This window comes from Arthrobacter sp. Br18, from assembly GCF_000520555.1.
In the GTDB taxonomy this organism is placed as follows: domain Bacteria; phylum Actinomycetota; class Actinomycetes; order Actinomycetales; family Micrococcaceae; genus Arthrobacter_D.
The window spans coordinates 131722-142191 of sequence record NZ_KI914868.1 but is presented as its reverse complement, the minus strand read 5'-3'; the positions used below and the strand labels follow the sequence as shown (position 1 = coordinate 142191).

Genomic DNA, 10470 nt, shown 5'->3' with positions numbered 1-10470 from the left:
CCCGCCGGCATCGACTACGGCGATGTCCATCGGCTGGCCGATCTCGGTGGCCTTTGCGGCGGCAGCGTCGATGACGCGGCGCGCTTCCTCGGCGGTGATGGTTTCGAGTACTGATCCCTGGGGCATGGAATGTCCTTCGTCGTTGAAGTGGGGAGTGGAATGGTGGCAGAACAGCCGCGCCCCACTCAACCACCGACGTCGGCTGCTGGCGAGGTGGTGATTACCCCCACGCCAAGGGGAGGGGTAACCCCCATACCGGCCCGCGCGCCGCCCGCCTACCGTGGGGAGGAGCCTAGCCAGGAGGATTTGTTGTGGGTGTTGTACCCCTGAAGGACATTGTTGATCCGGCATTCCAGGCGCGCTACGGAGTGCCCGCGATCAACATCTTCAACGACCTGACCATGGAGGCCGTGCTCGCCGGAGCCGTCGAGGCGAACTCGCCGGTGATCCTGCAGACGTCGGTGAAGACCGTGCGCAGCATCGGCTCCCGCGTGCTGTTCGATATGTGGCAGTCCATGACGCGCGGCATCGAGGTGCCCGTCACGCTGCACCTGGACCACTGCCCAGACCGCGCCATGGTCACCGAATGCCTGAAGGCCGGCTGGAACTCGGTGCTGTTCGACGCCTCCAACCTGCCCGTCGAGGAGAACCAGCGCCAGACCATCGACGTCGTCGCCGAGGCCCGCAGCTGCGGCGCCCAGGTGGAGGGCGAGATCGAGGCGATCACCGGCGTCGAGGACGACCACGGGTCCGACGAGGTGTCCAAGCAGCAGAGCCTCGAGACGGCGCTCGCGTTCATCGACGCGACCGGCATCGACGTCTTTGCCCCGTCCATCGGCAACGCCCATGGCAGCTACAAGGCAGCGCCCGTGCTCGACGTCGAACGCGTCACCCAGATTGTGGAGGCACGGAAACTGCCCATCGCCCTGCATGGCGGCAGCGGCCTGAGCAACGAGCAGTTCGCGGACCTCATTGCCCGAGGCTGCGCGAAGGTCAACATTTCCACCGCGCTCAAGGAAACCTACATGCAGTCCAGCCTGGCGTTCCTCAAGCAGGCGGAGCAGAACAACAAGTGGGATCCGCCGTCGCTGTTCAAGCACACGCGCGGTGACATCCTCGCGATGGTGACGGATCTCTGCACGCAGTTCGGCAGCGCCGGCAAGGGTGGCCGCTGAGCATGCCCGCACTCATTTTCGACTGCGACGGCGTGCTCGCCGACACCGAACAGTACGGCCATCTGCCCGCGTTCAACCAGACCTTCGCCGACTTCGATGTTCCCGTGCAGTGGAGCGTGGAGGACTACGCCGTGAAGGTGAAGATCGGTGGCGGCAAGGAGCGCATGCGCAGCATCCTCACTCCGGCGCTCGCACTGCAGCTGGGCCTGAAGGACGACGACGCCATCGACGCCGCGATCCTCTCCTGGCACAAACGCAAGACCGAGGTTTACAAGGGGATGGTCGCGGCGTTGCCGGCCCGGCCGGGTATCGCCCGGATCGTGCGGGAAGCCTCCGACGCCGGCTGGACCCTCGCCGTCGCGTCGACCTCCGCGGAACCCGCCGTCCGGGCCGTCCTCACGCACGCCGTCGGGGACGGCCTCGCCGCGCAGTTCTCCGTGTTCGCCGGTGACGTGGTGCCAGCCAAAAAGCCTGCGCCGGACATCTACCTGCTGGCACTGTCCGAGATCGGGGTATCGCCGGAGGACGCCATCGTCGTGGAGGACAGCAGCAATGGGCTGCGCGCCGCCGTCGCCGCCGGACTTCGAACGGTGGTGACCGTCAGCGGTTTCACCCGCGAGGAGGACTTCACGGGCGCATCCCTCGTGGTCAGTTCCCTCGGCGACCCGAACGATGAGCAGGCGGAAGTGCTCGCCGATCCCCACGCCGTTGGCCCCCGCGGCGTCGTCACCCTCGCCACGCTGCAGGATCTGCTGACCCGCCCCGGACCCGGCGATGCGGGCTCCGCACCAATCACCGATACGGAGACGCCATGACCGCCACCGACCTCGCCGACGTCGAATTCGTCGTGCATTCCCTCGCATCCACGGCCGTCGAGAAGGAGAAGGAGTTCGGGGACCTCGACGCCGTAGTGGGCGACGGCGACCTCGGCTACTCCCTGGCCCGCGGCTTCGAGAAGGTGCTGGCGGACTGGGATTCCCTGAAGCGCGACGACGTCGCCACCTTCCTCCAGCAGATAGCGCTCGCAATCTCCAGCAGGATCGGCGGCACGTCGGGGCCCCTGTGGGGCACGGCGTTCCTCCGGGCCTCGGCCGCCGCGAAGACCGTGGACACCATCGACGGGACCACCGTCGTCACCATGCTGCGAGCAGCAACCGACGGCATCAAGGCGCGCGGGAACGCCGACCTCGGCGACAAGACCCTGCTCGACGCCCTGATCCCCGCCACCGACGAGCTCGAACGGCAGCTCGCAGCCGGTGCTTCGCCGGAGGAATGCCGTGCAGCCTTCGCCGCCAAGACCCGCGAGTGCGCCGACGGCACATCAGTGCTCGAGGCGAAGCGCGGCCGCGCCAGCTACAGCGGGGAACGCAGTATCGGTTCGCCGGACGCCGGTGCGGTGGCCGTGGCGATCATCGTCGAGCGCATCGTGGCCGACTGGCCCTGAGTTTTACCCATTTCCGAATCCCAACACAACGACGTGGAGCCCTCATGAAGAAGTTCGTCAATGATCCGCAGCAGTTCGTCCCGGAGATGCTCGAGGGCCTGGCGCTCGCGAACCCGGACACCCTGAAGTACGTGCCCGAGTACAACCTGATCATGCGCGCCGACGGCCCCGACCAGAACAAGGTGTCCATCGTGCAGGGCTCCGGGTCCGGGCACGAGCCGGCGCACGTGATGATCGTGGGCAAGGGCATGCTCGACGCCGCGTGCCCGGGCGACGTCTTCGCCGCCCCTCCCTTCGACTACGTGTACGAGACGACCAAGCTCATGGCCTCACCCAAGGGCGTGCTGCTGCTGGTCAACAATTACACCGGCGACAAGATGGTGTTCGAGATGGCCCAGGAGATGTCCTCGGCCGACGGCATTGAGGTCAAGACGCTGTTCATCAACGACGACGTCTCCGTGGAGGACTCCACCTACACCATCGGGCGGCGCGGGGTGGCGGGCAACTTCTTCGTCATCAAGGCCGTCGCGGCTGCAGCGGAGCGTGGGGCAGACCTCGACGAGGTGATCCGCATCGGCGAGAAGGTGAACTCGGTGACGCGGACCATGGGCGTCGCACTCACCGCGTGCACTCCGCCCGCGAAGGGCAGCCCGCTGTTCGAGCTGGGGGCGGACGAGATCGAGATGGGCGTCGGCATCCACGGTGAGCCGGGGCGGCGCAGGGCGAAGATGATGCCGGCCAACGAGATCGTGGAGGAGATCCTCAGCCCCGTGGTGAAGGACCTGCCGTTCAGCGACGGCGACCGTGTGGCCCTGATGATCAACGGCCTCGGCGGCACCCCGATCAGCGAGCTTTACTTGCTGTACGGGCAGGCGCACAAGCGCCTCGCCGAGCAGGGCATCACCGTGGGCCGCAGCTATGTGGGGGAGTACTGCACGTCGCTGGACATGGCCGGCGCGTCGATCACCCTGGTGAAGCTGGACGAGGAGATCGAGTCGCTGCTGATGGACCCGGCGGAGATCCCTATCCGGACGTTCTAGGGGTTTCATGCACGACAGCGGGCCCGTTGCCTTTTGGTAGCGGGCCCCTTATATTGTCCCAATTGTCCAATTCCGGGTTCCGCAGTTGTATTTCGTAGCGCGCGATCCCGTTCCGGCTGGCAGGTTCAGGGCGAAGCGAGTGGCGCGCGTAATTCGCGTAATTGCCGCGGCATGCCCGGTGACTGGGATACGCTCGCTCGGGACCGGAACAAGTATTGATTCCGACTGTAAGGGGCGGGGAATTTCTTGGATCTATTGGGCGGCATGAGCCGTGACGAACTCAGCATTTTTTCTTGGATTGCGGTCGCCGTCTTCGCGCTTGTGGCCGGCGTCTTGCGTCCGCGCAGGCTCCATTGGACTGCGCTTGGTTCCGTCCTGCTCTTCGCGGCACTCAACGCGGGTGCCGGGATCTACGTCCTGAACCATTTCGATGACTCTCGCTGGTCTGCAGGGGGGAAGCCGCCGCTGAGTGCTCCGTCGTTTTCCGGGACGCCCCTCGTGGGGAAGTATCTTGGCCCCCTGGACTCCGCTCTGGACGGAGTGGTGGGTGGGGTGAACGAGTTCCTGGCATTCAAGCAGGCACTTCCCATAGCTCTGGACTTCTTTGTAGTGTCCGGCTGGGCCCTGCTGGTTTCGTTCCCACTTGTCATTCTCGCCGCCGGTATCGGTTACGCCGTGGCTAAGCGCCGAACGGCGGATTTCGAGAAGTACCGTGCCACCGTTGATCTGCTCAAAGAAGAGCTTGAGCAGATCAAGCGGCAGATATCGTCAGGGGATTTTGTCTATAAGGCACTCCCTGCAGAGGATGGGGTCGCTGACGTGGGGTCGGTACTGACGCGCGGAGGATGATTCTAGTGGGCGCTGTAGATGGCATTGGTCCATTCAGTCCCGAATAGTCGGCAACCCCGATTACACCCTCAATTGCGCAGGGCCGGTCTGGCCGTTAGCTTTTCGTCGTCAGCCGCGCGCCCTTGTGCGTCCTACTCCGGGTAAATTCCATGGTCGGCTAAAGTGTCTCATCGTAATTGAGAGTGTAGGAGGGGTCGGAAGCCGCCGGATTCGAGCAGTGATCGGGCGATGTAGTGGGTGAGGTTCCTGAAGCCCAACGCTGAGCCGCGGAGGTGCTCGAGCCGCCCATTAATTGCCTCGGTGGGGCCGTTGCTGGTGCCTGGCCGATCGAAGAACGCGAGCACATCGACAGCTCGTTGTTTCAGGGTCCGGCCGAGCCGACGGACCTCGACGAGGGCGGTCGGGACGCCGCTGGTGACCGCGTCGATGACCGCCTCCATCATCTCCTTGCCCTTCTTTCTGTCGGACTCCCGGTAGGCGGCGACAATCCGCTGATAGATACCCCAGGTCGCCTCGACTTCGAGGTGCTCCTCGCTTGTGAAGACCGCAGCGAGGCGGACGTACTGCTTATCGGCGAGCAAGTCCGCACCGGTGTGTAGGATCCGCCGGGCCAGGTAGAGCCGATCTCCGCCCCTGCCTCGGTGACCGGTCGTGGCTTGCTGGATGCGTTGGCGGCACCGGTCCAACCCGTCCCCAGCCAGACGGACCACATGGAACGGATCCATCACGGGGATGGCGTCGGGAAGCTCCTGCGCAGTGGCGGTCTTGAACCCGCTGAACCCATCCATCGCCACCACTTCCACCCCGTCCCGCCAGGCCTGTGGCCGATCAGCAAGCCAGGCCTTGAACACGGCCTTCGAGCGTCCCTCGACCATGTCCAACAGCCTCGCGGGGCCTGTCTTGTCGCGGATCGGCGTCAAGTCAATGATGACCGTCACGAACTTGTCGCCCTTAGGGGTATGACGCCAGACGTGCTCGTCGACCCCGATCGCGGTGACCCCGTCGAACCTGCCCGGGCCATCAATCAGCAGGCGTCTGCCCTCGGCAAGAACCGCAGTGTTCGCCGTATGCCAAGACACCCCGAGGCCGGCCGCGATCCGGGACACGGTCAGGTGATCGACCACGATCCCGGTCAGTGCCCACCGGAGCCCGCGGCGCGAGATCTTCGCCCGACGATCGGCTGCCATCGACGTGTCCTGGCGCCAGGTGCGTCCGCAGTGCTTGCACCAATAGCGGCGCACCCGTATCAGTAAGGTGGTGGGCCGGTGACCGAACGGTTCATGGGCGAGCCTGCGCGGAACGGTGTCTCGTACGACGTCTTCAGAGCCACAGGACCGGCACCACGGATCCGGTTGAACGACACGGCACTCGATCAGCGCTTGATGGGCGCCGAGGTGCTGGCCGATGGCCACCAATCCGAGCTCGTCGAGGCGGCAAAACGTGGTCAGGTCAGGGCGAACAAAGGTAGCGTTGAGCACGTCGAGGTCTTTCGGATGGGCAGTGTCAGAACTTCCATCATCGGAAGGCCTCGACCCCTATCCCGCCACCGACGCGCCCACCCCGGCTACACCCCACCCACACTCTCGTTTACGAAGAGCCGCTAAAGTCCACAAAGGGCCATTGGTCTCACTATTACCGATCAACCTGTTAGGCGGGGCTCGTATCCGCCTTCGGTGTGCTCACGAAAGTACTAAGAGAGGAATTGCGATGGTCGATGCGACCGTGCTGGAACCCGAGGACACGTCGACGAGTACCGCCGAGAAGGCATCCGAGCAGCTCCAGAAGCTGGTCGGCAAAGTGATCGACACAGGTGTCGGTCCACTGACGGGATCGATCAAGTGGGCGGAGGATCGGCTGGCCCGTGTTCAGGGAGAACACTACGAACCTAATAGCGAACCGACACGAAAAGTTCGACCAGACGAGCACACGGATATCGACAATGTAATCAAGAAACTGATCGTCGAGTCGGTCGAAGCGGCCGGTGTCAATGGTTTCGTAACGGGGCTCGGTGGATTCATCGCTATGCCTGTGACCGTTCCCGCAAATATGGCCGGCGCACTCGTGATCAATGCACGTCTCACCGCCGCCATCGCGTACCTTCGTGGGTACGACCCCTCCGATCCGCATGTGCGCACAGTGGTCACGCTCATAGCAGTGGGTTCGAACGCCCAGCAAATTGCAAAAATAGTTGGTATCAAGGCTGGCGAAAAGGTGGTGATCAACGCAATCAAGAAGCTTCCGATCGTGCTGATTCGCGAGATCAACAAGAAAGTTGGGTTCACGCTTCTCGCCAAGTACGGAACGAAACGTTCGGTCATCACCCTGGCGAAGGGTGTGCCACTTGTGGGTGGTGTGATCGGAGGAGGGGTGGACGCGACCATGACTGGCGTCATCGGCCGGACTGCTCGAGCGATGTTTCCCGTCGACTGACGCCTACCTTATCCTGCTCGGCGTTCGCTCCGTCGGGCGGCTGCTCGCCCCTCATCAAGCGGTAACCGAGGCATCTGCTCTTCGACCATCGCGACGGCAACCGCGTGGCCCTGATGGTCAACGGCCTCGGTGGCACCCCGATCAGTGACCTGTACCTGCTGTGCGGTCGGTTCCACAAACGCCTCGCCGAGCAGGGCATTCACGTGGGCCGCAGCCATGTGGGGAAGTACACCACCTGGTTGTTTTCGAACGGGCCCGTCTCCGGCTCGAAGCTGTCGCAGGTGATCGAGGGCAGAAGGTCAGGGAGCTTCCCCGCCGAGCACGTCCACGTGCACGTGGTCGAGGTGACGCAGGATCTCATTGGCAGGCGCCGGCGCCTCGTAGTCGTGCCACTGCCCTCGAGCTATGTGCGCGCTCCAGAACCGGTCGTCGAAGATGACGTACTGGATGTCCAGGTCCGCGGCATGGGCAACCAGCCAGTGGGCCAGTATTTACCCCTCGCGCCGGTTCTCCTCGGTCACGGGGCGGAAGAAGATATCAATGGCCCGCCCGTCGTAGTGCGTCTGGTTGGGCCCCCGTTAGCAGTCCAGTGGCTATGCGATAGCTAATTGGTTCTCTGCACTCCAGCGTTCCCAGTATCTGGACGGAGTCAGTCCGTCGAGGGATCCGTGGGGTCGTTCATGATTATAGATCTCTTTCCATTCGTCGGCCAAGTATTTTGCCTCGGCCAGCGTGTCCATGATTTCTCCGGTCAGTTGTTCCCTTCTGAATTGGGCGTTGAATGATTCGGCGAATCCGTTCTGCCAGGGTGAGCCCGGGTCGATGAACGCGGTATCGACTCCGGCGGTGGCACACCAGTCGATCAGCGCGCCGGCGGTGAACTCCGGACCATTGTCCGATCGGACATAGGTTGGCACGATGCCGGTTTCGGCGATGATGTCCTCCAGCACTGCGACCACATCGTTGGAGGTGAAGGACCGGCGCGGGATGATGGCCAGGGCGGTGCGGGTGTATTCGTCGATGACGTTGAAGAACCGGATATGCCGACCGCAGGAAGTCACGTCGGATTGGAAGTCGAAGCTGACCACGTGCATCGGGTACTCGGCCCGCAGGCGCTTCTGCTCGCCGGCGCCGGGACCGGTGCGGCGCTTCTTGCGCGCCTTGGGCTTGCACGTGAGTCCTTCGAGGCGCCAGAGCCGGCGCACGCGCTTCTTGTTCAGCGCCACGCCGTCCCACTGCGGTTGCTCGAGCAGGTGCCAGCGCGCCTTGCGCCAGCCCCACGCCGGATGCTTGCCGGCAACAGCCCGCAGATCAGAGCGCAACTGTGCCTCTTCAAAGCTGACCACGGGTCGGCCTTTGCGCAGCGCTGACCGGTTCTGCCCCAACACCTTGCAGGCGAACCTCTCGGACGCCCCGAACTTCTCCTGCGCCATACGAACGGCGCGGCGACGTGGTTCGGGGCTCAGAATTTTCCCCGCGCCACCTCATTCAAAATGTCGATGGCCAGTTCCTTCTCGGCCACCAGCTTCTTCAGTCGCGCGTTCTCCTTCTCGAGGTCCTTGACGGCCTTGGCCTGGGTGGCGTTCTTCTCGGACCCGTACTGCTGCAGCCACCGATACCACGTCGCCTCAGTGATCTGCAGCTCTTTGATGACCTCGATCATGGGTCGTCCGTCGTTGAGCATTTTCTGGCCCTGGCGCACTTTCGCGATGACCTGATCCGGGGTATGTCTACGTGCCATAATCTGTGAATTTCCTCCTGCATCCATTATCGGATGCGAAACTCACATAGTCACCGGACTCCTACCCGGGGACCCAACCACGTCGAGTCAGCCCCGTGCCCCTGACCGACTCCACCCGGGGCGAATCCGCCGAGGCTCTGGTCGCCGAACACCTCGGTCATCGCCCCGCGTACCTGCTCGGCGCGGGGCGTCAGGCCGCTGCCAGTCAGCTGCTCTTCCGTCAAGTCACTGGTAGCTGAACCCCGGCAGCTCAGAACGGGTCCGGCGTCGTCGGACGGCCCGTCAGCCAGCGCCTGCAGTGCTGCTTCGTCGATGCCGGAGGTGTCCGGGGCCTCCATTCCGCGAGCCCGGAGCGCCACCGCCGTCGTGGCCAGCTTCGCCTCGGCACGATCGAGCTCGACCTGTCCCTCCGAGGTGTCGACCATGCACTCCGGAGCCCCTAGCAGCGCGCCGCCCTCGGTGCGTAAGCCGCTGAGCAGGCCGGGCCCCAGGAGCACCAGTGCAGCCGCGAGCATCCCGAGCACGAGAATGGCCAGGAGAGGCCGAAACGAAGAGCGCCGGCCTCTATGCGTCTCGTCGTCGATCATCACCAGCGCACGCCTTCATGTCGCAGGGTGATATCGCGGGTACCCTTCCCGGTCGGGCGAGAGGCAAGGGCTGATGTGGGGACGCGAGGGCCCGCGAGAGTGATCCTACAGACGATGACGCGCCCCTTTCGTGGTGTGGCAGTGCTCCTTCTATCGCGGAGGAGGGGACTACGAAAGGGTTAATCGACGGCGGGGGTCGATAGTTCCCGCCGCGACCAGGAAGTCTGCCCGCGTGGCATCAACGAGATCACGCCCCTCAGGACTGTGTTCACCGCCGATGCGAGGATTGCTGCACGCCGCCTCGAGGCACAGCGCAATTCGGTATAGAGCAGCATGGAGGCCACGATGTCGAGGTCTGGAGTGCCAGACAGGGATTGAGTCACGGCCAGGGATTCGCGCTCTTCGACAAGAAGCTTGGGTGCTGCCGACGTGTCGAGGTAGGCGATCACCGATCGCCACGGAGATCAGCGAGCATGTCCGCAGTGCTTTCCTCGACCTTGACGCGGGGCAGCAACCGGAAGTCGACCTTTCCCGGGATGGCCGGGCGGATGCTGCCCGATCGGAGTAGCTGCTCAACGGGCGCACACGATGGTGGAATGAGCGTCGCTGCCAGCTCGCCGTTGTTGGCGACGCTGATCGTCTCACCGTTGACGCGCTCAAGGATCTTGCTGCTCTGGTTGCGCAGTCCTCGGTGCGGAATAGTCGCCATAGAAGCCTTCATAGCAACTGTAGCAAGTGCACTTCCAACCTCCGAGAGCTCGGTGTCGCCTGATTCCTTCCGCGCCTTCATCCGCCAGGGCCCGTGCTCCGGCGAGGTCTAGCGTGCGTCAGTTTCACGCCCGTGATCCTCTGCGCTGACGGTTTCACGATCCCATCGGCGCGACGTTGGGCGTCGGAATCCACGGCGAGTTAGGGCGGCGCAGAGCGAGAATGATGCCCGCCAACGAGATTGTTGAGTAGCTTTTGGCTCCGGCGGTTTGCGACTTGCTGTACAGGGACGGCAACCATGGGCCCTCATGGTCAATGGACTCGGTGGGACTCGATCAGCGAGCTGTGCGGGCAAGCGCACAAACGCTTTGTGGAGCAGGGCATGCGTGTGGGCCGTAGCTATGTGGGGGAGTACTGACGACGAGATCGGGTCGCTGCTGATGGATCCGGACGTTCTGGTTCGAAAGTGCACGACGGCGGGGCTGGCCACCTTTCG

Annotated in this window: 12 protein-coding genes; 7 read left to right on the top strand and 5 right to left on the bottom strand. The window is 63.9% G+C overall.

Annotated elements, in window-relative coordinates; translation table 11 throughout:
* Positions 1 to 311: 311 nt before the first annotated feature.
* The 5 genes from Y704_RS0111280 (at position 312) to Y704_RS20680 (ending at position 4508) form a co-directional block, all read left to right on the top strand.
* Complete coding sequence (locus Y704_RS0111280; protein WP_026550201.1) at positions 312 to 1175, top strand: class II fructose-bisphosphate aldolase; 864 nt, start codon at positions 312 to 314, stop codon at positions 1173 to 1175.
* A 2-nt stretch (positions 1176 to 1177) separates the two neighbouring features.
* Positions 1178 to 1990 (top strand): HAD-IA family hydrolase, encoded by an 813-nt coding sequence (locus tag Y704_RS20685; protein WP_051476956.1) that lies wholly within the window; start codon positions 1178 to 1180, stop codon positions 1988 to 1990.
* Positions 1987 to 2619 carry a dihydroxyacetone kinase subunit DhaL gene (gene dhaL / locus Y704_RS0111270; protein ID WP_026550200.1) on the top strand — a complete coding sequence of 211 codons (633 nt, stop codon included), beginning with the start codon at positions 1987 to 1989 and terminating at the stop codon, positions 2617 to 2619. The genes Y704_RS20685 and dhaL overlap by 4 nt, the downstream gene beginning before the upstream one ends.
* 44 nt (positions 2620 to 2663) lie before the next feature.
* On the top strand, positions 2664 to 3659 hold the full coding sequence (dhaK, locus tag Y704_RS0111265; RefSeq protein WP_026550199.1) for a dihydroxyacetone kinase subunit DhaK: 996 nt from the start codon (positions 2664 to 2666) through the stop codon (positions 3657 to 3659).
* Between the two features lie 264 nt (positions 3660 to 3923).
* A complete protein-coding gene (locus Y704_RS20680; protein WP_051476955.1) occupies positions 3924 to 4508 on the top strand; it encodes a hypothetical protein in 585 nt (194 codons plus the stop codon).
* A gap of 167 nt (positions 4509 to 4675) precedes the next feature.
* On the opposite strand, the gene Y704_RS0111255 is transcribed toward Y704_RS20680, so the two are convergent.
* A complete protein-coding gene (locus Y704_RS0111255) occupies positions 4676 to 5986 on the bottom strand; it encodes an ISL3 family transposase (RefSeq protein WP_026550198.1) in 1311 nt (436 codons plus the stop codon).
* 229 nt (positions 5987 to 6215) lie between these two features.
* Between Y704_RS0111255 and Y704_RS20675 the strand changes: the two genes are divergently transcribed.
* The gene (locus tag Y704_RS20675; RefSeq protein WP_051476954.1) at positions 6216 to 6938 is read left to right on the top strand and encodes an EcsC family protein; all 723 of its coding nucleotides are present in this window, start codon (positions 6216 to 6218) and stop codon (positions 6936 to 6938) included.
* A gap of 74 nt (positions 6939 to 7012) precedes the next feature.
* Entirely contained in the window at positions 7013 to 7546 is a 534-nt protein-coding gene (locus Y704_RS25285; RefSeq protein WP_275451065.1) for a dihydroxyacetone kinase subunit DhaK, read from the top strand.
* Here Y704_RS25285 and Y704_RS0111240 read toward each other — a convergent pair.
* The 4 genes from Y704_RS0111240 to Y704_RS0111220 all read right to left on the bottom strand — a co-directional run bounded on the left by Y704_RS0111240 (position 7532) and on the right by Y704_RS0111220 (position 9975).
* Positions 7532 to 8679 (bottom strand): IS3 family transposase gene (locus tag Y704_RS0111240; protein WP_155850346.1). Its coding sequence is split into 2 segments (ribosomal slippage): positions 7532 to 8415 and positions 8415 to 8679, totalling 1149 coding nucleotides; the frame shifts between segments, so codons are not numbered across the junction. The genes Y704_RS25285 and Y704_RS0111240 overlap by 15 nt on opposite strands.
* A 50-nt stretch (positions 8680 to 8729) precedes the next feature.
* Entirely contained in the window at positions 8730 to 9269 is a 540-nt protein-coding gene (locus Y704_RS20670; RefSeq protein ID WP_253904304.1) for a hypothetical protein, read from the bottom strand.
* Between the two features lie 176 nt (positions 9270 to 9445).
* Positions 9446 to 9715, bottom strand: a complete 270-nt coding sequence (locus Y704_RS20665; protein WP_051476953.1) for a PIN domain-containing protein — start codon at positions 9713 to 9715, stop codon at positions 9446 to 9448.
* Positions 9712 to 9975: a type II toxin-antitoxin system Phd/YefM family antitoxin gene (locus Y704_RS0111220; RefSeq protein ID WP_026550194.1), complete on the bottom strand. Its 264-nt coding sequence runs from the start codon at positions 9973 to 9975 to the stop codon at positions 9712 to 9714. The genes Y704_RS20665 and Y704_RS0111220 overlap by 4 nt, the downstream gene beginning before the upstream one ends.
* Between the last annotated feature and the right edge of the window lie 495 nt (positions 9976 to 10470).

Excerpts from the sequence above, each read along its gene's own strand:
- Y704_RS20685 (WP_051476956.1), top strand. The coding sequence starts at position 1,178 with ATGCCCGCACTCATTTTCGACTGCGACGGCGTGCTCGCCGACACCGAA.
- dhaL (WP_026550200.1), top strand. The coding sequence starts at position 1,987 with ATGACCGCCACCGACCTCGCCGACGTCGAATTCGTCGTGCATTCCCTC.
- dhaK (WP_026550199.1), top strand. The coding sequence starts at position 2,664 with ATGAAGAAGTTCGTCAATGATCCGCAGCAGTTCGTCCCGGAGATGCTC.
- Y704_RS20680 (WP_051476955.1), top strand. The coding sequence starts at position 3,924 with ATGAGCCGTGACGAACTCAGCATTTTTTCTTGGATTGCGGTCGCCGTC.
- Y704_RS20675 (WP_051476954.1), top strand. The coding sequence starts at position 6,216 with ATGGTCGATGCGACCGTGCTGGAACCCGAGGACACGTCGACGAGTACC.
- Y704_RS0111220 (WP_026550194.1), bottom strand. The coding sequence starts at position 9,975 with ATGGCGACTATTCCGCACCGAGGACTGCGCAACCAGAGCAGCAAGATC.